Source organism: Sphingomonas sp. CFBP 8760 (assembly GCF_014841615.1).
Classification (GTDB): domain Bacteria; phylum Pseudomonadota; class Alphaproteobacteria; order Sphingomonadales; family Sphingomonadaceae; genus Sphingomonas.
The window spans coordinates 21,604-42,869 of the sequence record NZ_JACYUG010000025.1; the positions used below are offsets into that span (position 1 = coordinate 21,604).

General features: G+C 67.3%; 20 protein-coding genes and 2 tRNA genes. 13 read left to right on the forward strand and 9 right to left on the reverse strand.

Features of this window, described 5'->3' with window-relative positions; translation table 11 throughout:
- Window positions 1–175: 175 nt before the first annotated feature.
- Window positions 176–643 (reverse strand): GatB/YqeY domain-containing protein, encoded by a 468-nt coding sequence (locus tag IFT82_RS18635; protein WP_192129635.1) that lies wholly within the window; start codon window positions 641–643, stop codon window positions 176–178.
- A 95-nt stretch (window positions 644–738) separates the two neighbouring features.
- On the opposite strand from IFT82_RS18635, the gene carA reads away from it, so the two are divergent.
- From carA to IFT82_RS18660, 5 genes are all read left to right on the forward strand, one after another.
- On the forward strand, window positions 739–1,929 hold the full coding sequence (gene carA, locus IFT82_RS18640) for a glutamine-hydrolyzing carbamoyl-phosphate synthase small subunit (RefSeq protein ID WP_192129636.1): 1,191 nt from the start codon (window positions 739–741) through the stop codon (window positions 1,927–1,929).
- The gene (locus tag IFT82_RS18645) at window positions 1,926–2,420 is read left to right on the forward strand and encodes a hypothetical protein (RefSeq protein ID WP_192129637.1); all 495 of its coding nucleotides are present in this window, start codon (window positions 1,926–1,928) and stop codon (window positions 2,418–2,420) included. Before carA ends, IFT82_RS18645 begins: the two co-directional genes overlap by 4 nt.
- Entirely contained in the window at window positions 2,420–5,749 is a 3,330-nt protein-coding gene (gene carB, locus IFT82_RS18650; RefSeq protein WP_192129638.1) for a carbamoyl-phosphate synthase large subunit, read from the forward strand. Before IFT82_RS18645 ends, carB begins: the two co-directional genes overlap by 1 nt.
- 73 nt (window positions 5,750–5,822) lie before the next feature.
- Window positions 5,823–6,299, forward strand: a complete 477-nt coding sequence (greA, locus tag IFT82_RS18655; protein WP_192129639.1) for a transcription elongation factor GreA — start codon at window positions 5,823–5,825, stop codon at window positions 6,297–6,299.
- A 14-nt stretch (window positions 6,300–6,313) separates the two neighbouring features.
- On the forward strand, window positions 6,314–6,946 hold the full coding sequence (locus IFT82_RS18660) for a rhomboid family intramembrane serine protease (protein WP_192129640.1): 633 nt from the start codon (window positions 6,314–6,316) through the stop codon (window positions 6,944–6,946).
- A 31-nt stretch (window positions 6,947–6,977) separates the two neighbouring features.
- Here the strand turns inward: IFT82_RS18660 and IFT82_RS18665 are convergent, their stop codons facing one another.
- The 5 genes from IFT82_RS18665 to IFT82_RS18685 all read right to left on the reverse strand — a co-directional run bounded on the left by IFT82_RS18665 (window position 6,978) and on the right by IFT82_RS18685 (window position 9,000).
- Window positions 6,978–7,205, reverse strand: coding sequence for a DUF4170 domain-containing protein (locus IFT82_RS18665; RefSeq protein WP_192129652.1), 228 nt, complete (start codon window positions 7,203–7,205; stop codon window positions 6,978–6,980).
- Window positions 7,206–7,297: 92 nt separating this feature from the next.
- Window positions 7,298–7,774, reverse strand: a complete 477-nt coding sequence (locus IFT82_RS18670; protein ID WP_244646974.1) for a DUF883 family protein — start codon at window positions 7,772–7,774, stop codon at window positions 7,298–7,300.
- A 22-nt stretch (window positions 7,775–7,796) separates the two neighbouring features.
- Entirely contained in the window at window positions 7,797–8,102 is a 306-nt protein-coding gene (locus IFT82_RS18675; protein ID WP_192129642.1) for a phosphatase, read from the reverse strand.
- Entirely contained in the window at window positions 8,099–8,470 is a 372-nt protein-coding gene (locus IFT82_RS18680) for a phage holin family protein (RefSeq protein ID WP_244646976.1), read from the reverse strand. The genes IFT82_RS18675 and IFT82_RS18680 overlap by 4 nt, the downstream gene beginning before the upstream one ends.
- A complete protein-coding gene (locus tag IFT82_RS18685) occupies window positions 8,467–9,000 on the reverse strand; it encodes a hypothetical protein (RefSeq protein WP_192129643.1) in 534 nt (177 codons plus the stop codon). The genes IFT82_RS18680 and IFT82_RS18685 overlap by 4 nt, the downstream gene beginning before the upstream one ends.
- A 139-nt stretch (window positions 9,001–9,139) precedes the next feature.
- Between IFT82_RS18685 and eno the strand changes: the two genes are divergently transcribed.
- Complete coding sequence (gene eno, locus IFT82_RS18690) at window positions 9,140–10,420, forward strand: phosphopyruvate hydratase (protein WP_192129644.1); 1,281 nt, start codon at window positions 9,140–9,142, stop codon at window positions 10,418–10,420.
- Between the two features lie 3 nt (window positions 10,421–10,423).
- Window positions 10,424–10,765, forward strand: coding sequence for an FtsB family cell division protein (locus IFT82_RS18695; protein WP_244646977.1), 342 nt, complete (start codon window positions 10,424–10,426; stop codon window positions 10,763–10,765).
- A 44-nt stretch (window positions 10,766–10,809) separates the two neighbouring features.
- On the opposite strand, the gene IFT82_RS18700 is transcribed toward IFT82_RS18695, so the two are convergent.
- Together IFT82_RS18700 and IFT82_RS18705 are read right to left on the reverse strand one after the other, a co-directional pair.
- Window positions 10,810–11,637 carry an alpha/beta fold hydrolase gene (locus IFT82_RS18700; protein WP_192129645.1) on the reverse strand — a complete coding sequence of 276 codons (828 nt, stop codon included), beginning with the start codon at window positions 11,635–11,637 and terminating at the stop codon, window positions 10,810–10,812.
- A gap of 71 nt (window positions 11,638–11,708) precedes the next feature.
- A complete protein-coding gene (locus IFT82_RS18705) occupies window positions 11,709–13,118 on the reverse strand; it encodes an MFS transporter (protein WP_192129646.1) in 1,410 nt (469 codons plus the stop codon).
- A gap of 144 nt (window positions 13,119–13,262) precedes the next feature.
- On the opposite strand from IFT82_RS18705, the gene IFT82_RS18710 reads away from it, so the two are divergent.
- The 6 genes from IFT82_RS18710 (at window position 13,263) to IFT82_RS18735 (ending at window position 20,224) form a co-directional block, all read left to right on the forward strand.
- Entirely contained in the window at window positions 13,263–15,365 is a 2,103-nt protein-coding gene (locus IFT82_RS18710; protein WP_199860586.1) for a prolyl oligopeptidase family serine peptidase, read from the forward strand.
- Window positions 15,366–15,504: 139 nt separating this feature from the next.
- Complete coding sequence (locus IFT82_RS18715) at window positions 15,505–15,855, forward strand: hypothetical protein (protein WP_446740987.1); 351 nt, start codon at window positions 15,505–15,507, stop codon at window positions 15,853–15,855.
- A 93-nt stretch (window positions 15,856–15,948) separates the two neighbouring features.
- Entirely contained in the window at window positions 15,949–17,181 is a 1,233-nt protein-coding gene (locus IFT82_RS18720) for an AI-2E family transporter (protein ID WP_192129648.1), read from the forward strand.
- Between the two features lie 56 nt (window positions 17,182–17,237).
- Window positions 17,238–17,314, forward strand: a tRNA-Asp gene (locus IFT82_RS18725).
- 75 nt (window positions 17,315–17,389) lie between these two features.
- Window positions 17,390–17,466: transfer RNA gene (locus IFT82_RS18730), tRNA-Asp, on the forward strand.
- A 157-nt stretch (window positions 17,467–17,623) separates the two neighbouring features.
- The gene (locus tag IFT82_RS18735) at window positions 17,624–20,224 is read left to right on the forward strand and encodes a M1 family metallopeptidase (protein ID WP_192129649.1); all 2,601 of its coding nucleotides are present in this window, start codon (window positions 17,624–17,626) and stop codon (window positions 20,222–20,224) included.
- 6 nt (window positions 20,225–20,230) lie between these two features.
- Here the strand turns inward: IFT82_RS18735 and IFT82_RS18740 are convergent, their stop codons facing one another.
- Complete coding sequence (locus tag IFT82_RS18740) at window positions 20,231–21,211, reverse strand: exonuclease domain-containing protein (protein ID WP_446740988.1); 981 nt, start codon at window positions 21,209–21,211, stop codon at window positions 20,231–20,233.
- Window positions 21,212–21,266 lie beyond the last annotated feature (55 nt).

The following is a 21,266-nucleotide window of genomic DNA, read 5'->3' on the forward strand; positions in this document are numbered from 1 at the left end:
GCCTATGTCCGCATCCGTCGTGATCGGCAAGCGGGAAGCCCCGCGAAAAGTCACTAAAGTCGCATCCTACAGGGGGCCGTGCGCCAATATGCGACTTTCCGGGCGATCGACACGGAGAAAGAGCGGGGCCGGTATAGCGCCGGCCCCGCCTGTAGGACAGATCAGGTAAGGCAGATCAGGCGAGCGCCGCCTTCACCAGTCCGCTCGCCTTGCTCATGTCGAGCGTGGCGGCGTGGCGAGATTTCAGTTCGGCCATCACCCGGCCCATGTCCTTCATGCCGGTGGCGCCCAGATCGGTCTTGATCGCCTCGATCGCGGCCTTCGTCTCGGCCTCGTCCATCTGCTGCGGTAGGAAGCGTTCGATCACCGCGACCTCGGCCGCCTCGGCGGCGGCGAGTTCGGGGCGGTTGCCGGTTTCGTACATCGCGATCGATTCGCGGCGCTGCTTCACCATCTTCTGCAGTACCTCGACGACCAGAACGTCGTCGTCGTCGGGGGCCTTGCCCTCGCGGCTCTGCGGCGCGCGCGCCTCGATGTCGCGGTTCTTGATCGCGGCCTGGATCAGGGAGATGGCGGCGCGCGCCTCCTTGTCGCCGGCCTTCATGGCGGCGAGCTGGGCGGATTTGATGTCGTCTCGAATCATGGTGGCGCGGCCATAGCAGATTGACGGGAGAGGTGGGCGTCTTTAGCGGGCGGGGCTTAGCGACATCGCTGATCCAAAGGAGTGCCCGCCGCATCATGGCCGACGCCACGACATTTGCCGCGCCCGTCGTATCCGCGCCCCCGCAGCCGGAGGGCGCCACCGGCGTTCTCGTCCTCGCCAGCGGCGACGTGATCTGGGGCCATGGCTTCGGCGCCGAGGGGGAGGCGGTCGGCGAGGTGTGCTTCCACACCGCGATGACCGGCTATCAGGAGATCATGACCGACCCGTCCTTCGCGGGCCAGATGATCTGCTTCACCTTCCCGCATATCGGCAATGTCGGCGCGAACCCGGACGATGTGGAGGCGGACAACCCCCATGCGCTGGGCATGATCGTGCGCGAGGTGCCGACCGCGCCGTCCAGCTTCCGCGCGATGGAGAATCTGGATGGCTGGATGCGCCGCCATGCGCGGATCGGGCTGGCGGGGATCGATACCCGCGCGCTGACCCGGCGCATCCGGGGCGGTGGCGCGCCGAACGGCGTGATCGCGCATTCTGCCGACGGTCGGTTCGATCTCGATACGCTGCTGGCGATGGCGCGCGGGTGGCCGGGGCTGGAGGGGATGGACCTCGCCAAAACCGTGACGCGCGAGACGCACGGCAATTGGGAAGGCGGCATCTGGCGGCTGGGCTTCGGCTATGGCGCGGATGACGGCGCAGCGGATCGCCCGCATGTCGTCGCGATCGATTATGGCAGCAAACACAATATCTTCCGTAATCTTGCTCAGGCAGGAGCGAAGGTATCGGTGGTGCCAGCGACCGCAACCTTCGACGAAGTGATGGCGCTGGGGCCGGACGGCATCTTCCTGTCCAACGGCCCCGGCGATCCCGCCGCGACCGGCGACTATGCGGTGCCGGTGATCCGGCAGTTGCTCGACACCGGCAAGCCCTTGTTCGGCATCTGCCTGGGCCACCAGTTGCTGGCGCTGGCGCTGGGCGGGCGGACGACCAAGATGTTCCAGGGGCATCGCGGCGCCAACCACCCGGTGAAGCGGCTGAGCGACGGGGCGGTCGAGATCACCAGCATGAACCACGGCTTCGCGGTGGAACGTGACAGCCTGCCGCAGGGCGTGACCGAAACGCATGTGTCGCTGTTCGACGGCTCCAATGCGGGGCTGGAGATCGAGGGCGGGCGGGCGTTTTCGGTGCAGTATCACCCGGAAGCGTCGCCGGGGCCGCAGGATAGTTTCTATCTGTTCGAGCGGTTTGTAGAAATGCTCGACGCATGACAGCCGTAGCGGCCTTAATATCAACTTTGCTGCTTCAGGTGGCTCCGGTTCAACACATTTCGGTTAACTGGAACATTCTGCTGACGCATGACATGACGTCAGTTCCTGAGAAAGGGGAACCCGACGTACCATCTCGCGAAATGATGGCGAATGTCGGGGAGTCGATGATTGCCCAAGTGGTGCTTACCGAGGAGGAAAGCCGGTTCGTTTTTTCGGTGTCGAACTGTGTGAATGGCATTAGCAGACTTGAAACGAGCGCTAATGTTTCAATCGAACTTCCCGTTGCCGAACAAATTGATCGTTTTCGTTCCATCAAGGTCGCCGTGAGCAATCTGCAGGCTGCATGTGCAGTCGCAAGCGTCGATCCGTTCGACGGCAATTTTTCGAACCTCCTGACAGCACTCGTTGCGCGTGACGAGGCCTATCGTGCCGCTCGTGCGAAGTGGCTCACCACCCGCCTCGACGTGAACGGCAAGAAAAGAGCTAATTGATGCCAAAACGCACCGACATCTCCTCCATCCTCGTCATCGGCGCGGGGCCGATCGTCATCGGGCAGGCGTGCGAGTTCGATTATTCGGGCACGCAGGCGATCAAGGCGTTGAAGGAGGAGGGCTATCGCATCGTCCTCGTCAACTCCAATCCCGCCACGATCATGACCGATCCCGAACTGGCCGACGCCACCTATGTCGAGCCGATCACGCCGGCGGTGGTCGCCAAGATCATCGAGAAGGAGCGGCCGGATGCGGTGCTGCCGACGATGGGCGGGCAGACCGCGCTTAACACCGCGCTGGCGCTGTTCCGCGACGGGACGCTCGACAGGTTCGGCGTGCAGATGATCGGGGCGGATGCCGATGCGATCGACATGGCGGAGGACCGGCTGAAGTTCCGTGACGCGATGGATCGGATCGGGCTGGAAAGCGCCCGCTCCGCCATCGCGCATACTGAGAAGGAGGCGCTGGAAGGTCTTGATAAGGTTGGCCTTCCTGCCATCATCCGGCCCAGCTTCACGATGGGCGGGTCGGGCGGCGGCATCGCCTATAACCGCGCCGAATTCCTCGCGATCGTGCGCAACGGGCTGGACCTGTCGCCGACGACCGAGGTGCTGATCGAGGAGTCGCTGCTCGGTTGGAAGGAATATGAGATGGAGGTGGTGCGCGACCGCAAGGACAACGCGATCATCATCTGCTCGATCGAGAATGTCGATCCGATGGGCGTCCATACCGGCGATTCCATCACCGTCGCGCCGGCGCTGACGTTGACCGACAAGGAATACCAGATCATGCGCAACGCATCGATCGCGGTGTTGCGTGAAATCGGTGTAGAAACAGGCGGTTCCAACGTACAGTTCGCGGTGAATCCGAAGGACGGCCGGCTGGTCGTGATCGAGATGAACCCGCGCGTGTCGCGTTCGTCGGCGCTGGCGTCGAAGGCCACGGGCTTCCCGATCGCCAAGGTCGCGGCGAAGCTGGCGGTGGGCTATACGCTCGACGAGATCGAGAACGACATCACCGGCGCGACGCCGGCGTCGTTCGAGCCGACGATCGATTACGTCGTCACCAAGATTCCGCGCTTCGCCTTCGAGAAGTTCAAGGGCGCGGAGCCGACGCTGGGCACCGCGATGAAGTCGGTCGGCGAGGTGATGGCGATCGGCCGCAACATCCATGAATCGATGCAGAAGGCTTTGCGCGGGCTGGAAACCGGGCTGTCCGGGTTCAACCATGTCGACCACCTGATCGGCGCGCCACGCGCGGAAATCGAGGCGGCGCTGGCCTCGCCGACGCCGGACCGGCTGCTGGTGGCGGCGCAGGCGTTGCGCGAGGGCTTCACCGTCGCCGAGGTCCATGCGATCGCGAAATACGATCCGTGGTTCCTGGAACGCATCGCTGAGATCGTCGCGGCGGAAGCGGAAGTGATGGATCACGGCCTGCCGATCGAGGCGGCGGGGATGCGCCGGTTGAAGGCGATGGGCTTCAGCGACAAGCGGCTGGCGTGGCTGGCGCTGCAATCCGCCAATCTGCGCGGCATGACGCGCGGGATCGCGCGCGGCAGCGGCCTGATCCACGAGGTGGTGAAGGCGATGACCGGCGGCGTGACCGAGGACGAGGTGCGCGCGCATCGCCTGAAGCTGGGCGTGCGGCCGGTGTTCAAGCGGATCGATACCTGTGCGGCGGAATTCGATGCGAAGACGCCGTATATGTATTCGACCTACGAGGCGCCGAGCTTTGGCGAGCCGGAGGACGAAAGCCAGCCGAGCGACCGGCGCAAGGTGGTGATCCTGGGCGGCGGGCCGAACCGGATCGGGCAGGGGATCGAGTTCGATTACTGCTGCTGCCACGCCTGTTTCGCGCTGGCGGACGCCGGGTACGAGACGATCATGGTCAACTGCAACCCGGAGACGGTGAGCACCGATTACGACACGTCGGACCGGCTGTATTTCGAGCCGCTGACTGCCGAGGACGTGCTGGCGATCCTCGATGTCGAGCGGTCGCGTGGCGAGCTGGTCGGGGTGATCGTGCAGTTCGGGGGGCAGACGCCGCTCAATCTGGCGCGCGCGCTGGAGGCGGCGGGCATTCCGATCCTGGGCACCAGCCCGGCGGCGATCGATCTGGCGGAGGATCGCGAACAGTTCGCGGCGCTGGTCGACCGGTTGCGCCTGCTGCAACCGTCGAACGGGATCGCGCGCAGCCGGGAAGAGGCGCTGATCGTCGCCGAGCGGGTCGGCTACCCGGTGCTGATGCGCCCCAGCTTCGTGCTGGGCGGACGGGCGATGGAGATCGTCGACGGGCCGTCGCAGCTGGAGGAGTATATCCAGACCGCGGTGCAGGTGTCTGGCGACGCACCGGTTTTGATCGACCAGTATCTGCGCGATGCGATCGAGGTGGATGTGGATGCGATCTGCGACGGCACCGATGTGGTGGTCGCGGGCGTGTTGCAGCATATCGAGGAGGCGGGGGTCCATTCGGGCGACAGCGCCTGTTCGATCCCGCCCTACTCGCTGTCGGCGGAGATCATCGCCGAGATCGAACGGCAGACCGAGGCGCTGGCGCGGGGGCTGTCCGTCGTCGGGCTGATGAACATCCAGTTCGCGGTGAAGGACGGCAAGGTCTATCTGATCGAGGTCAATCCCCGCGCCTCGCGGACGGTGCCGTTCGTCGCCAAGGCGATCGGCGTGCCCATCGCCAAGATCGCGGCACGGGTGATGGCGGGCGAGAAGCTGGCCGACCTGCCGCCGATCGACCGGCACATCGATTATTATGCGGTGAAGGAGGCGGTGTTCCCGTTCAACCGCTTCCCCGGGGTCGATCCGGTGCTGTCACCGGAGATGCGCTCCACCGGCGAAGTGATGGGAATCGCAGCGGATTTCACGACCGCCTTCGCCAAGTCGCAATTGGGGGCCGGCACCGTCCTGCCGACCGAGGGCGCGGTGTTCGTCAGCCTGAAGGACGGCGACAAGCCGCAGATCGTGCCGGCGATCCGCCTGCTGGTCGATCAGGGCTTCACCATCGTCGCGACCAGCGGCACGGCGGAATATCTGGAACGCGCCGGATTGCCGGTGGAGCGGATCAACAAGGTGGCGCAGGGCCGGCCGCATATCGTCGACCGGATCGCGGACGGCGGCATCGCCCTGATCTTCAACACGACCGAGGGCTGGCAGTCGCTGAAGGACTCGAAACCGATCCGGCAGGCGGCGCTGGCGGCGCGGATTCCGTATTTCACCACCGCGCCGGCCAGCGTGCAGGCGGCCCATGCGATCGCCGCATCGGGCGGGACGCTTGAAGTACGGCCGCTGCAAGCCTATTATTCGCAGTCGCACAACTGACGTCGATCGGATCGGCTGATGCGCGAACCGCCCGCCTATGGGCGGGGCGACGAACTGGAATTGGGGAATATACATGGCGACCGTCGAAAAGATGCCGATGCTCCAGGAGGGCTATGAGACGCTCACCACGGAATTGCGGCGTCTGAAAGCCGAGCGGCCGCACATCGTCGATGCGATCGAGGAAGCGCGGGCGCATGGCGACCTGTCCGAAAATGCCGAATATCATGCCGCCAAGGAACAGCAGGGCCAGAACGAGGCCACGATCTCGGATATCGAGGACAAGCTGAGCCGCGCGCAGATCATCGATCCGCGCGACCTGTCGGGCGACAAGGTGGTGTTCGGCGCGACGGTGACGCTGCTCGACGATGACGACAAGCCGGTGACGTACCAGATCGTCGGCCAGACCGAGGCGAACGCCAAGACCGGGCGGATCAGCTACAATTCGCCGCTGGGCCGGGCGCTGATCGGGCGCAAGGTGGACGAGGAGGTCGAGGTGTCGGTGCCGGCGGGCGACCGTTACTACGTCGTCTCCAAGATCGCCTTCATCTGACACCGTCGTCCGACATGCCGGGATCGTCACGCGCGACGGTGGTGATCGCCGCCGCGACGGTGCTGGTGTCCGCGCTGCTGATCCTGACAGGAATGCTGTCGCAGGCGGCGATCGGGGCGGGCTTCATCCCGTTGCGTGTCGGCGGGGCGGTGTTGCCGTCCGGTCTGGCGGTCGCAGTGCCGCTATGGCTGACGCCGCTGACCGCGACGTTGATCCATGGCGGCTGGGCACATCTGGCCTTCAATCTGCTGATGTTCGTGTTTTGCGGTCGGGAAACCGAACGCGCGGTGGGCGCGGGCGGGATCGCGGTCCTGTATATCGTCGGCGCCTATGCGGCGGCGGCGATGCAATGGGTGTTTTCGCCCGCCTCCGCCCTGCCGATGATCGGGGCGAGCGGGGCGATTTCCGCCGTAGTCGGTGCCTATGCGGTGCTGTTCGGAAAGCGCCGGACGAAGCGGATGGGGCCGGTGCCGGCGCATATCATCCATATCGTCTGGCTGGCGGCGGCGTGGATCGGCATCCAGTTGCTGATCGGCTTCGCGGGCATGGGTGGCGTGACGGTGGCGATCGGTGCGCACATCGGCGGCTTCGTCGCCGGACTGGTGCTGGCGCGACCGTTGCTTGGCTGGCGATACCGGCGGGCCTGAGCCACGCCGCTATCGCCAGCAGGCCGGTATATCAGGCAGGCTTGACGAGATCGGGTTCGAGCAGCCGGTGCAGATGGACGACGACGAAGCGCATTTCAGCATCGTCGACGGTGCGCTGGGCAGCGGCGCGCCAAGCCTTTTCGGCGCTGGCATAATCCGGGAAGACCCCGACGACCTCCAGAGCGGACGGGTCGATGAAATCGAGCGTTTGCGGATCGCGGACTCGGCCGCCGAAGACGAGGTGAAGTTTGCTGCTCATGGCGGCCACTTCTAGGCAATGCGCGGGGGGGCGGCAATGCTCGTGTTGCGCTGCGGCGCGACCCGGCCGGATCGCGCCGCAACCGATTGGAATCAGACGGTATCGGACTTGCGGGCGGCGCTGGCCGCAGCCGAACCGGCACTCGACACCGCCTTGGCGACGCCATCGAGCAGCGAGCGGCCCCGATCGCGTGCCGCGCCGGGGGTGAGGCCGGCCTGATCGAGTTCCTGCTTGCCGGCTTCCTTGGCGGCGGCGAAGGCCTGCTGCACCGTCGCGCTCAGCTTGCGGCCGATCGGGGCGAGCAGTTCCTTTTCCCTGGCCGTACGCGGCAGCAGCGAGCCGACGAGCGCGCCCACCACGAGGCCACCGGCCAGCACGCCGAGCGGATTCGATTCGATGCCGTCGGCGGCGCGATGGGCGACTTCCTTGGTCGCCTGCACCGAGGTGTCATAGGCGTCGGCCGCCTTGTCACGGGCATCGTGATAGACGCGCGACGCCGATTCGCGGGCCTGATCGTAGGTGGAGCGGTGATCGGGATGGTTGGGGTCTTGCCGGTGGGTATCGGTCATGATGGTCATCCTTGACGAAGGTTCAATCGGAGGATCGGGGGGCGGCGGGCACGGGCTTGCGGACACGGCGGCGGCGGAAGATGCCGGCAATGCGATGCCGGGCCAGCACCAGACCGGTGGCCGCGACCGCAGCCGCAACGACGCCGGGATTGCGACGGGCGCCGTCCACCCCGACGCTGACCGCGGTGAGCCCAACCTGTCGGGCATCCTCGGCTAGCACCGCCGGATCGAGACGGGCCTGAATATCGGACACGGTGCCCGACAGACGCAACCGGGCAGCGGCCGCTTCCACCTCGGCGATGGCGAGATCGGTTTTGGGGCCGCTCATTGCGACACCTCCGGCGCGGCGAGCTTGCCGCGGCCGATCACCGCCAAGACGGCGGCGATGACGAGGACGACTGCCACGACGATCAGCGTCGCCGCCAGCGGGCCGACCAGGGTCGCGAGCGCCCCGATCAATCCCACCAACAGGGCGGCGAGCGCCGCCAGTGCCAGTATTCCGGCGGCAGCGAAGAACACGATCGCGGATTTATAGGCCGCGATGCGTTCCGATGCCTTGGCCTTGTACAGCGTAACCTCGGCCGACACGACCGACCGACTGTCGTCGATCAGCCGGCCGATCAGCGCCGTCAGTCCCGGTTCGCCCGTGCCGTGATCCGGCGCGGGCATCGCGCCGTCAGAGGGCATCGCCGTCATCCCTGATCCCGGGTTTCGACACCCGCCTGGACGAGCCGGGCGACCACGAAGCCGAGCGCGGCGGCAATGCCGATCGCCACGCCGGGGCTGGCCTTCACGAAGCCGCGGGCATCGTCGATCAGGGCATCGACGTCCTTGTTGCGGACCGTATCAGCAAAGCCCTGCACCTGATCGGCGGCGGAGCGGGCATATTGGCCATATTGCTCACCGAGCTTGCCATCGACCTGCGCGGCGGCATCGGTAAGCAACTGCGATAGCTGGTCCAGAGCGGAACCGGCCCGTTCCTTGCCGTCATCGGCGTAGGCGCGCAGTTTTTCGGTCGCCTGACCGGCGGCCTTGCTGGCGCCTTCGCGGATCGCCTGCTTCGCATCGAGCTTCGGCTTGGAGCCGTCGGTGTCGGTGCCGGTGTCAGCGCCAGAGGTACCGGTGCGATGCGCCGGATCGACATCGAAATCGGTCGTCGCGGTGGTTGCCGGGGCGGCGGGGGCGATGTCGGCGTCGGTCAAGGGCTTCAGATCGTCGTCGGGCATGGTCCGTTCCTTCAAGTCGTTACGAGGTTCAACCCAGTGGTTGCGGTCACGGTTCCCTGCAACCGCTACGGCAATCATTGCCCGCTTCACGTCGTCGCGATAGGAGCGATGTGAACAGACCGCACCGGGAGCCGCTGCCTTGACCGCCATCATCGATATCCATGCCCGCCAGATCCTCGACAGCCGTGGCAATCCGACCGTCGAGGTCGACGTGCTGCTGGAGGATGGCAGCTTCGGCCGGGCCGCCGTGCCGTCGGGCGCGTCGACCGGCAAGCACGAGGCGGTGGAGCGGCGCGACGGCGACAAGAGCCGCTGGGGCGGCAAGGGCGTCGACCAGGCGGTCGAGGCCGTGAACGACGAGATCGCCGACAAGGTGATCGGCATGGATGCCGAGGATCAGGCCGATCTCGACACCGCGATGATCGAGCTGGACGGCACCGAGAACAAGGGCCGGCTGGGCGCCAACGCGATCCTGGGCGTCAGCCTGGCGGCGGCGAAGGCGGCGGCGGAAGCACGCGGGATGCCGCTGTATAAATATGTCGGTGGCGTCGCGGCGCATCTGATTCCGGTGCCGATGATGAACATCATCAACGGCGGCGAACATGCCGACAACCCGATCGATTTCCAGGAATTCATGATTATGCCGGTCGGTGCGTCGAGCATCGTCGAGGCGGTCCGGTGTGGTTCGGAAATCTTCCACACGCTGAAGAAGGCGCTGCACGACAAGGGGCTGGCGACCGGCGTGGGCGACGAGGGCGGTTTCGCGCCGAACATCGCGTCCACCACCGATGCGCTCGATTTCATCATGCGCGCGGTGGAGACGGCGGGGTACAAGCCGGGCGAGGACGTGATGCTGGCGCTGGATTGCGCGGCGACCGAGTTCTTCAAGAACGGCAAGTACGACATCAGCGGCGAGAACCGCATCCTGTCCAGCCACGAGATGGCCGAGTATCTGGCCGACCTGACGCGGCGCTATCCGATCCTGTCGATCGAGGACGGCATGGCCGAGGACGATTTCGAGGGCTGGAAGGTGCTGACCGACCTGATCGGCGACAAGGTGCAGCTGGTCGGCGACGACCTGTTCGTGACCAACCCGAAGCGGTTGCGGCAGGGGATCAAGGACGGCCTCGCCAATTCGCTGCTGGTGAAGGTGAACCAGATCGGCACGCTGACCGAGACGCTGGAGGCGGTGTCGATGGCGCAGCGTGCGAAGTACACCGCGGTGATGAGCCACCGCTCGGGCGAGACGGAGGATGCGACGATCGCCGATCTGGCGGTCGCCACCAACTGCGGCCAGATCAAAACGGGCAGCCTCGCCCGGTCGGACCGGTTGGCGAAGTACAACCAGCTGATCCGGATCGAGGAAGAACTGGGCGACGCGGCGCGCTATGCCGGCCGCGACGTGCTGATCGGGCGATAGGCGATGCGCGCTGGCTCCAAATCGTCGGGCAAGTCGCGCAAGCCGTCGACGCTGCGCCGGACGTTGCGGCGGGCGGCGATGCCGGCGGCGGTGCTGGCGGTAATGGCGTTCTTCGGCGCCTATGCGGTGCTGGGGCCGAACGGCGCGCTCGCCTATGGCGACTACAAGCGGCAACTTGCGAAGAAAGAGCGCGAGTATGCGGTGCTGGACCATAAGCGCGAGGTGCTGCGCAACCGGGTGGCGCTGCTTGATCCCGACCATGCCAATCCGGATATGGTCGACGAGATGGTCCGCAAGGAACTGAACGTATCCCACCCGGACGAGGTGATCGTACCGCTGAAGTAAGGGGGAGGGCCGGTCGTCATGGACCGGCCCCCCGATAGGCGCGGTTAGCGGCCGAGGAAGGTCAGCAAATCCTGCGTCAGGCGATCGCCATGGGTGACGTTCAGGCCATGCGGCGCGCCGTCATATTCGACCAGCTGGCTGTTGGTGATGCCGGCGGCGGCGGCGCGGGCCGAGGCGTCGATCGGCACGGTCTTGTCACCGGTGCCATGGACGATCAGCGTCGGCACCCGGAACGCGGCGAGATCGGGCCGGAAATCGGTGTGGCTGAACGCCTGCGCGCAGGCCAATGTCGGCTTCAGACCCGCCTGCATGGCAAGGCCGGTCGACCAGTGGACGACATCGTCGCTGACCGGATGGCTGATATAGCCGACGCCGTAGAACTGCGGCACGAAGGTGTGGCGGAAGAACTTCGGCCGATCCTCCCTGATGCCATCGGCGATCTGGTCGAACGTCGACTGCGGCGTGCCGTCCGGATTGTCGTCGGTCTTCAGCATATAGGGCACGACCGACGAGATCAGGCCGGCGGCGACGACGCCCTTGCCCCCGTGGCGGCTCATGTAGCGCGCGACCTCGCCACCGCCCATCGAGAAGCCGACGATCGTCGCGTCCTGATCGGCGCCGGCTTCCTTCATCACGTCGGCCAGATCGTCGGACAGCGTGTCGTAGTCATAGCCCGACCATGGCTGGCCCGACCGGCCGAACCCGCGCCGGTCATAGGCGATGGCGCGGAAACCGGCGTCGGCCAGCGCCATCGCCTGTTCGTCCCAGCTGTCGGCGTTGAGCGGCCAGCCGTGGAGCAGGATGACCGGCTTTCCCGAACCCCAGTCCTTGACGTAAAGGTCGGTGCCGTCACGGGTTTTGACATAGGGCATCGGGGATTCTCCGGGTGGATTGATGTGTCGCGATAACGCCTTGTCGCTGGCCCCGTTCCCCCGCCGGGCCGCTACCGGACCTGCGTGCCGGGCTGGGCGTCGGCGGCCTCGTCGCGCCGCGGGTTGCGCAGCGACGGGCGCAACCGGGCGAGGCTGCACAGCCCCGCGACCAGCGCCAGCGCCGCCGCGATCAGCGCGGGATCGCCGCCCGTGCCCAGTCCCATCGCCAGCAGCGCCGCGACCAGTGTCGCGCCCGTCGTCTGCCCGACCATGCGGGTGGTGGAGATGAGGCCACCGGCGGCGGCGGCGCGTTCGCGCGGGGTGGAGCCGATGATGAGCCGGGCGTTGGGCGACAGGAACAGCCCGAACCCCGCCCCGGTCAGCGCCATCCGCCACGCGATCGCCCAATAATCCGGATCGGCGGGCAGGAAGGCGAGTGCGGTCAGCCCCGCGATCGCCAGCGCCATGCCGATCCCGCCCAGCAACCCGGCGGGATAGCGATCGGACAGCCAGCCCGCGAGCGGCGCGACGATCATCGTCGTCAGCGGCCATGGCGCGATCGCCGCGCCGATCTCCGACGGGGCGAAGCCGAAGCCGTGCTGGAGCCGGAAGGGCAGCGACAGCAGCAGCGTCATGCTCGCGACGAAGGCGGTGAACGCGCCTAGCGTCGACAGCGCCAGCACCGGCTTCGACAGCAGGTCGACGGGCAGGATCGGCGCGACTTCCCCCCGTTCGCGGCGGATGAACAGGATGCCGACCAGCACGCCCGCCGCGACGATCGCGGCGGAGACGACCGGGCTGTCGCCATGCACCGCCGTCTCCAGTCCGCCGATCACCAGCCCGAACATGCCCGCGCACATCACCGCGCCCAGCACGTCGAACGGCTCCTCGCGCGGCGCGGGGGCGGGCAGGGCGCGGCCGAGCAGCAGGCTGACGATGGCGAAGGGCACCGCGCTGGCGAACACCCAGGGCCAGGGCGCGATGCCGAGGATCAGGCCGCCGAGCGTGGGGGCGAAGGCGGCGGAGGAGGACACGACGACCGAGTTGATCCCCAGTCCCCGCCCCAGCTGCCGCGCCGGATAGATCGATCGCAACAGTGCCGACGAGACGCTGAGCGCCGCCGCCGCCCCCAGCGCCTGTACCGCGCGGACGATCAGCAGGAACGGCAGGCTCTTGGCGAAGAAGCACAGCAATGTCGCGACCGCGAACACCAGCTGGCCCCATTGATACAGGCGTTTCAGGCCGATCCGGTCGCCCAGCCCCGAAAAGGGCAGCAACGTCATCACCAGCACCAGTTGATAGACGGTGACGACCGCGACCGCCGAACTGGGGGCGACGTTCAGGTCGCGCGCGATCGTCGGCAGCGCGACGGTGGCGATGGCGCCGTCGATCACGACCAGCGCGGTGCCGGCGGAAATCGCGGCGATGGCGAGGAAGCGTTGCGGCGTTCGCAGACCGTCGACGGGGGCGGGGTGGATCATATCGCGGCTAAACTCGCGAACCGGGCAAGCGTCGCATTGATCGCGGCGGCGCCACCCGGCAAAAGGCCCCGGTGCAGGACCGGATACGGTGCCTTGCGACAGTGGCTGGGGAGATCATCGATGCGGAAACGGACCCGAAGGGGCATGACAGTGGCAACGGCCAGTGCGTTGGCGATAGCGGCCGTGGTTGCGGCATCGCCGCTGGTGGCGCAGACGACGGCGATGACCGACGATCCCTATATCTGGCTGGAAGACAAGGACGGCGCCAAGCCGCTCGCCTGGGTGGAGGCTGAGAATGCCCGCACCCTGCCGCGCTTGCAGAACGATCCGCGCTATGCGGCCTTTTATGCGCAGGCACTGGCGATCGCCAGTGCGGAGGACCGGATTCCGATGCCGGACCAGCGGTTCGGCCGCATCTATAATTTCTGGCGCGACGCGCAGCATCCGCAGGGCATCTGGCGCTGGACGAGCGAGGCGGATTACGCCGCCGCGCAGCCACGCTGGACGACCGCGCTCGATCTCGACGCGCTGTCGAAGGCCGAGGGGAAGCAATGGGTGTGGAAGGGGGCGACCTGCCTCCAGCCCGAGGATCGCTATTGCCTCGTTAACCTGTCGGCGGGCGGCGAGGACGCGGTGACCCTGCGCGAATTCGACCTTCAGACCGGGCAGTTCGTGCCCGGCGGGTTCGATCTGCCGACCAGCAAGCAGGGGGCGGCGTGGCTCGACCGGGATACGCTGCTCGTCAGCCGCGACTGGGGGGCGGGGACGCTGACCACGTCGAGCTATCCGTTCGTGGTGAAGATGGTGAAGCGCGGCCAGCCGCTGGCCGCGGCGACGGAGGTGTATCGCGGCGAGCCGGGCGACCAGCTGGGCACCTATGCCGGCGTGATGACCGACGGGGCGGGGCACCGGCTGGTCCTGATCGGACGGCGGCAGCAGTTCTTCGGCGGCGATACGCTGGTGTGGACCCCGCAGGGGACGCGCAAGCTGGACATTCCGGCACGGGCCCACCCGGTCGGGATGGTAGCGGGCCGGGTGATCTTCGAGACGAGCGATCCCTGGGGTGCGATCCCCGCCGGTGCGGCGGCCTGGGTGCCGCTGGCCGAGATCGAGGCGGGCAAGGCCACCCCGCGCCCGCTGTTCACCCCGACACCGCGACAGGCGGTGCAGCAGGTGGCGACGACGCGCGACCGGGTGATCGTGGCCTATACCGACAATGTGCGTGGCCGCGTCTCGGTGCTGGCGCCGACGGGGGATGGCTGGTCGACGCGGGCAGTGCCGGTGGCGGAGAATCTGGCAGTGGGGGTGGCGAGCACCACCGATCGCAGCGATCTGGCCTATCTAAGCGTCACCGGCTTCACGACGCCGACGACGCTGCAGTCGATCGACGCCGGCACCAGCGCCGCCCCGCGAACCGTGAAGTCGTTACCGGCCAAGTTCGACGCGACGGGACAGGTGGTCGAACAGTTCGAGGCGACCTCGACCGACGGGACCAAGGTGCCGTATTTCGTCGTCCACCGCCGCGACCGGCCGCTGGACGGCACGACGCCGACGATCATGACCGCCTATGGCGGGTTCGAGATCTCGCGCTTGCCGACCTATCTGGGATCGACCGGCAAGCTGTGGCTGGAGAATGGCGGCGCGTTCGTGCTGGCCAATATCCGCGGCGGCGGCGAGTTCGGCCCGGCGTGGCACGATGCCGGCCGCAAGACCAAGCGGCAGGTGATCTACGACGATTTCGCGTCGGTGGCGCGCGACCTGTTCGCCCGCAGGATCACCAGCGCGAAGAAGCTGGGCATCTATGGCGGATCGAACGGCGGCCTGCTGATGGGGGTGGAGTTCAACCAGCATCCCGAATTGTGGAACGCGGTGGCGATCGGCGTGCCGCTGCTGGACATGGTGCGTTATGAGAAGATCGCGGCGGGCGCATCATGGGTCGACGAGTACGGATCGGTGACGGTGCCGGAGGAGCGCGCGTTCCTGGAGAAGATATCGCCCTACGCCAACATCCGGCGCGGCGTGGCCTATCCCGAGCCGTACATCATGACGACCACCAAGGACGATCGCGTCGGCCCGCAGCATGCCCGCAAGTTCGCGGCCCGACTGAAGGAATATGGCCTGCCCTATCTGTTCTACGAGGATACCACGGGCGGGCATTCCGGCGATGCCGACATCGCACAGGGGGCGCGGTTGCAGGCGTTGCAGACGACCTATTTCGCGCAGAAGCTGATGGGTCCCGCCAAGTGACCGGAACGGGCGGGGGTGACGCCGCCTCCGCCCGCTCCGCCTTCGCCCCGTCCGGAGTGTTGGCCGCGTTCCACCATGAAACGATCCATTCGCCATATCGTTATTGCTGCACTGCGGTAAACCGGGCAGAGGGAACGGGATGAACGACATGAGTGCCAAGGTCGAGCGCCCCAATGCCGGCCCGCCGCCGTCGCCGGCGGTGATCTTCGAAGCGATCGTCAAGCAACTGGCGGTCGCGGCGACCTATAACCGCGGCGAGGTGACACTGGCGCCGCACGCGATCTACACGCGCCACGACGAACTGTACGTCGATGCGGTCACGCTGGAGCGCGACGGCCGCCCGCCCAAGGAAGAGAAGATCGGCGCGTTCAAGCTCGCCGGGCTGGGCGCCTTGCGGATCACGCCGCGCCGGTTCCAGGGCAGCAATCTGTATAACCCGGCCGAACCGCGTTATGCCGGCACGCTGCTGATGGCGATCGAGCGGAACTGACGACCGGCAGGGCCGCTCGCCGGCCTTGTTTTCGACGATATCGGGGGTGGTTGCGCGGTGGCGCCCGCCGCCGATCCGCCCTAGGATCGCGTCATGCCCGAGCGTGACCGCCTGTCGACCCCCAATACTCCCGCCGACAACCTGCTGGGCGTGCCCGTGGGCGTGGGGGCGGACGATGCGGTGCGGATCGCGATGCGGCGCGACCGGCTGCTCGCCGCGCTGACGCTGACCGCGGGCATCGGACTGGCGGTGGCGCTGCCGTTCGCGCTGAAGGAGGGGGCCGAGTTCTTCCTGCCCCTGACGACCGCGCTGGTGATCGCGGTGGCCCTGGTGCCGGTGCTGGAATGGCTGGAACGGCGGCGGGTGCCGTCGACGCTGGCGGCGCTGATCTGCCTGTTGAGCTTCATCGTCATCGTCAACATCGCACTGGCGGCGATCGTGGTGCCGGCGACCGATTTCTTTCGCCTGCTGCCCGCGCGGCTGGGGAGGATACAGGATAATCTGGCGCCGCTGTTCGACCTGTATTCCAACCTCGAAGCCTATGTGAACAAGACACTGCGGCAGATCGCCTCCACCCCGATCCGCCGGCCTAGCACCACGGCGGTCGCGGCGCCCGGATCGGTGCTGGAACTGGCCGCGACCTCGGCCCCCGCGCTGATCGTGCAGGTGCTGTTCGGCGTGCTCATCATCTTCTTCTTCCTGTCCGGCTGGACGCGGATGCGGCGGCGCACCATCACCGGCCGCACCAGTTTCGACGGGGCGATGGCGACCGCGCGGGTGATCCAGGACGTGATCGACGACGTGTCCGCCTATCTGGGCACGATCACCGTCATCAACGTGACGCTGGGCGTGGTGACGGGCGCGGCGCTGTGGGCGATCGGGATGCCGTATCCCGCGATGTGGGGCGGGATCGTCGCGCTGCTGAACTACATCCCCTATTTCGGGCCGGTGATCGGGGCGTTCCTGCTGGCGCTGGGTGGCCTGATGACCTTTTCCGACATCTGGATGGCGATGCTGCCGCCGGCGATGATGTACGGATTCCACCTGATCGAGGCGAACGCGATCACGCCGTTCGTGGTCGGCCACCGGCTGACGATCAGCCCGCTGCTGATCCTGATCTCGCTGAGTTTCTGGGGGTGGGTGTGGGGTACGCTGGGGGCGTTGCTGGCGGTGCCGCTGCTCATCATCATCCAGACCGTGCTGGGGGCGGCGGGCAAGCCGGACATCGCCGGGTTCCTGTTCGAACACGGCACGCTGGTGCAGCAACGGGGCAACCGGAAGCGGCAGCGCAACGATGCCGGCGACGACGGACGCGACGATACATGAAAAACGCCCGTTGACAGGGCGGGGGGGCTCGCCTAGTTGGCCGGCCTCGCTTCCAAGCGGGTGTAGCTCAGTTGGTTAGAGCGCCGGCCTGTCACGCCGGAGGTCGCGGGTTCGAGCCCCGTCACTCGCGCCATTCCCTGACCGGAATGGAGCAACCCATCGAAGCCGAAGTCCATCGTGGATCGCCCCGACGCGGTCTGCAGGGTCTGCGGGTGTAGCTCAGTTGGTTAGAGCGCCGGCCTGTCACGCCGGAGGTCGCGGGTTCGAGCCCCGTCACTCGCGCCACCCATGATGGGTGGCGCCACCGCCCCGCCCCGCGAGCGGACGATCGATCCCCATCCAAGCGCCCCCAATCCCGCGAGCGATCCGTCCGTCCGTCACCTCTTGCCCCGACGGCGGGACGGTGTACCGGTGCGACCAACGCCTTTCGCCGGAGTGATCGATGAACAAGCTTGCCGTCCTTCTTGCCGTCACCGCGTCCGGGCCGGCACTGGCGCAGGGACAGTTGCCGACCGACGTCGTCCCGATCAGCTACGACATCAACGTGCGGCCGGATGCGCAGACGCTGCTGTTCTCCGGTTCGGAAACGGTGACGGTGCAGGTGCGCCGCGCCACCCGGACGATCACGCTGAACGCCGCCGATCTCGACATCATCGGCGCCACGTTCGACGGTCGCCCGGCGCGGGTGAGCGTCGACAAGGAGGCGCAGCGCGTCACCCTCCGGCTGCCGCGTGCCGCGAAGGTGGGCCGCCACAGCCTGTCGATGCAGTGGACGGGCAAAATCAACCGCTCCGCCTCCGGCCTGTTCGCGATCGATTACACCAAGGCGGACGGATCGCCGGTGCGGATGCTCGCCACCCAGTTCGAGGCGCCGGACGCGCGCCGCTTCGCGCCGATGTGGGACGAGCCGGCGTTCAAGGCGCGGTTCCGCCTGAGCGCGGAGGCGCCGGCGGGGCAGCTCGCCTTTTCCAACATGCCGGCCACCAGCGTGACGTCGATCGCCGGGGGCAAGCAGCTGTACAGATTCGGGGAGACGCCGGTCATGTCCAGCTATCTCCTGTTCCTGGGCATGGGCGATCTGGAGCGGAAGGCGCAGCGCGCCGGGACGGTCGAGATGGGGATCATCAGCCGCAAGGGCGTGGTCGGGCAGGGCGATTACGCGCTGGGTGCGGCGGCGAAGCTGCTGCCCTATTACAACGATTATTTCGGCCAGCCCTATCCGATGCCCAAGATGGATCATATCGCCGGGCCGGGTTCCAGCCAGTTCTTCGGCGCGATGGAGAATTGGGGGGCGATCTTCTATTTCGAAAGCGAACTGCTGTTCGATCCCGCCCGCGCCACCGAAAGCAACCGGCAGCGCATCTATACCGTTGTCGCGCATGAAATGGCGCACCAGTGGTTCGGCAATCTGGTCACGATGCGCTGGTGGGACGACCTGTGGCTGAACGAGGGTTTCGCCTCGTGGATGGAAGGCAAGGCATCCGACAAGTTCAACCCCAGCTGGAATTCGCATGCGGCGGCGGTCATCGGCGAGCGGGAGGGGGCGATGGGCACCGACGCCACCGCCGCGACGCATCCGATCATCCGCAAGATCGCCTCGGTCGAGCAGATCGGCGAGGCGTTCGACGGCATCACCTATGCCAAGGGCCAGCAGGTGATCGGGATGCTGGAGGCGTATCTGGGCGAGGTGCCCTTCCGCGCGGGTGTGCGCCGCTACATGGCGAAGTACAAATACAGCAACACCGTCACCGATCAGTTGTGGACCGAACTGGAGGCGGCATCGGGCAAGCCGGTGACCGCGATCGCGCACAGCTTCACGTTGCAGGGTGGCGTGCCGCTGGTGTCGGTGGCCGATGTCCGCTGCGCCGGGGGGAAGACCACCGCCAACGTGTCGCAGGGGCGTTTCGGGCTGGATGAGGCGTCGAAGGCGGCGCAGACCTGGCAGGTGCCGGTGACGTTCGGGATGGTGGGCGGCACGGCCGGCGGCGCGCGGACCGACGCGATCGTCAGCGGGCCGGCGGCGCGGCCGGTATCGTTGACCGGCTGTGGTACGCTGGTCGCCAACCTGGGCAAGCAGAGCTATGCCCGCGTCCTCTACGACCGGCCGGCGCACGATGCGCTGGTGCGCGACTTCACCCGCATGACGCTGGAAGACCGGCTGGGCCTGCTGGGCGACGATTTCGCGCTGGCGATGGGGGGCTATCAGGATCTGGCGCGCAGCTTCGAGACAGCGGACCGGGTACAGACCGGCGCGCATCCGCTGGAATGGCAGGCGGTGGCGGGCGAGATGGGGACGCTGACCGGCTTCTTCTCCGGCACGCCGCTGGAAGCGCCGCTTCGTGCCCGCGCCATCGCGCGGCTATCCCCGGTGCTGGCACGGGTGGGGTATGAGCCGAAGGCCGGCGAAACCGCACCGACCTCCAACCTGCGCGAGACGCTGGTCGGCCGGCTGGGCGCGAACGGCGATACGGACGTGGCGGCACGGGCGCGGCGTTACGTGGCGCAACTGGCCGGCAACCCCACCGCGATCCCGCCCGCGATCCGCGCGCCGATCCTGTCCACCTATGCGACCAACGCGACCGCGGCGGAATGGGAGACGCTGCTGGCGCTGACGAAGGCGGAAACCAATCCGGTCGCGAAAAACCGGTTCGTCGCCCTGCTGGGCGGCGCCCGCGATCCCGCGCTCAACCAGCGGGCGCTGGACCTGCTGCGCACCGACACGATCACCGCGCCGCAAAAGGCATCGTTGCTGCGCGCGGTCGCCAACCGCAATCCCGATCTCGCCTTCGACTGGGCGGTGGCGAACCGCGATCTGGTCGAGGCGTTCCTGGAAGAGAGCACGCGGTCGGGCTATATCGTCGGGCTTGGCGCCGGATCGAACGACCCGGCGATGCCGGGGAAGATCCAGCGTTATGCCGACCAGTACATCAAGGAGAGCGACCGGGGCGGCGTGCGCCGGGCGCTGACGACGATCGCGGTCCGTAAGGCGGCGGCCGACCGCATCCGCCCGGCGGTAGAGGCATGGCTGGCGGGCGGTCGCTGAACGGCGTCAGCCAGCACCCGACGGGCGAAAGGGGCGGGGGTCGAACCCCGCCCGTCGCAGCGCCGCCGCCGATACGATCGTGACCGACCGGCCCGCGGCGATCGCCTTCATGGCCCGGCGATAGGCCGTGGCGTTCGTCACCGACGATGGAAAGGGATCGGCGGCGGCGATCACCAGCATCGTCGTCGTCAGGCCCATGGCGGCCATGATCGTGCCGCCCCGCGCGGCGAGTTGATGCGCGAGCGGGCCGTCGCGCGGCTCGCCGAGGATCGCGATCCGTTCGCCCCGCAACGGCCCGTCGGCGGCGGCGGGCGGGGGTGGCCCGGGTTGCCGAGGCGGGGCCATCCAGTCGGCCAGCGACAGTCCGGTGTGATCGATCGCCTTGACGATGACCCAGCCGGCGGCGCGCGCGTCGCTCAAGGCGTCGTGATGGCGGTGGGCGATGCCGAGGTAACGGGCGAGACCGCCGAGACGATGATTGTCCAGATCGGGCCATGCCCGCCGGGCGACGCGGACACTGTCGAGCCAACGCGTCTCGATCGACGGGCGATCATGGACAAGGCAGGCGGCGTGAAGCGCCCCCTTGTCGAAATACGAATGCGCGACGGTGATCCGGCTGGCGAGATGGCGGTCGACGATGGCATGGACCTGCGCGAAGTTGGGCTGGCCGACGACATGGTGCGCGGCGATGCCGTGGATGCGGGTGTTGACGGCGTGGAATTCGTCGCACGGATCGAGCAGCGTCTCGTAGGAAAAGACCTCGCGGCCGTCGCGGAAGCCGACGATGCCGATCTGGCAGATGCTGCTGACCCGCGCACAGGCGGTTTCGACGTCGATCACGACGAAATCGGGTTCAGGGGTGCCGCCATCCATCGGGTCGGCATCGGTCGGCCCGCCCGCCATTCGTCCTGTTCCGTCCATCGTGACGGATATGGGGGCGCGATCGACGATCGCCAGCGTGGCCGGTCGGGCGGACGCCGCGATCACCTTAGAGCGGATTCCATTCAGTCCGGATCATAGCCGCAGGAGCTGAAGTAGTTGG

Bases quoted from the DNA above. Each gene is read 5' to 3' on its own strand.
- IFT82_RS18635 (WP_192129635.1), bottom strand. From the start codon at position 643: ATGATTCGAGACGACATCAAATCCGCCCAGCTCGCCGCCATGAAGGCC.
- carA (WP_192129636.1), top strand. From the start codon at position 739: ATGGCCGACGCCACGACATTTGCCGCGCCCGTCGTATCCGCGCCCCCG.
- IFT82_RS18645 (WP_192129637.1), top strand. From the start codon at position 1,926: ATGACAGCCGTAGCGGCCTTAATATCAACTTTGCTGCTTCAGGTGGCT.
- carB (WP_192129638.1), top strand. From the start codon at position 2,420: ATGCCAAAACGCACCGACATCTCCTCCATCCTCGTCATCGGCGCGGGG.
- greA (WP_192129639.1), top strand. From the start codon at position 5,823: ATGGCGACCGTCGAAAAGATGCCGATGCTCCAGGAGGGCTATGAGACG.
- IFT82_RS18660 (WP_192129640.1), top strand. From the start codon at position 6,314: ATGCCGGGATCGTCACGCGCGACGGTGGTGATCGCCGCCGCGACGGTG.
- IFT82_RS18665 (WP_192129652.1), bottom strand. From the start codon at position 7,205: ATGAGCAGCAAACTTCACCTCGTCTTCGGCGGCCGAGTCCGCGATCCG.
- IFT82_RS18670 (WP_244646974.1), bottom strand. From the start codon at position 7,774: ATGACCGATACCCACCGGCAAGACCCCAACCATCCCGATCACCGCTCC.
- IFT82_RS18675 (WP_192129642.1), bottom strand. From the start codon at position 8,102: ATGAGCGGCCCCAAAACCGATCTCGCCATCGCCGAGGTGGAAGCGGCC.
- IFT82_RS18680 (WP_244646976.1), bottom strand. From the start codon at position 8,470: ATGACGGCGATGCCCTCTGACGGCGCGATGCCCGCGCCGGATCACGGC.
- IFT82_RS18685 (WP_192129643.1), bottom strand. From the start codon at position 9,000: ATGCCCGACGACGATCTGAAGCCCTTGACCGACGCCGACATCGCCCCC.
- IFT82_RS18695 (WP_244646977.1), top strand. From the start codon at position 10,424: ATGCGCGCTGGCTCCAAATCGTCGGGCAAGTCGCGCAAGCCGTCGACG.
- IFT82_RS18700 (WP_192129645.1), bottom strand. From the start codon at position 11,637: ATGCCCTATGTCAAAACCCGTGACGGCACCGACCTTTACGTCAAGGAC.
- IFT82_RS18705 (WP_192129646.1), bottom strand. From the start codon at position 13,118: ATGATCCACCCCGCCCCCGTCGACGGTCTGCGAACGCCGCAACGCTTC.
- IFT82_RS18710 (WP_199860586.1), top strand. From the start codon at position 13,263: ATGACAGTGGCAACGGCCAGTGCGTTGGCGATAGCGGCCGTGGTTGCG.
- IFT82_RS18715 (WP_446740987.1), top strand. From the start codon at position 15,505: ATGAACGACATGAGTGCCAAGGTCGAGCGCCCCAATGCCGGCCCGCCG.
- IFT82_RS18720 (WP_192129648.1), top strand. From the start codon at position 15,949: ATGCCCGAGCGTGACCGCCTGTCGACCCCCAATACTCCCGCCGACAAC.
- IFT82_RS18735 (WP_192129649.1), top strand. From the start codon at position 17,624: ATGAACAAGCTTGCCGTCCTTCTTGCCGTCACCGCGTCCGGGCCGGCA.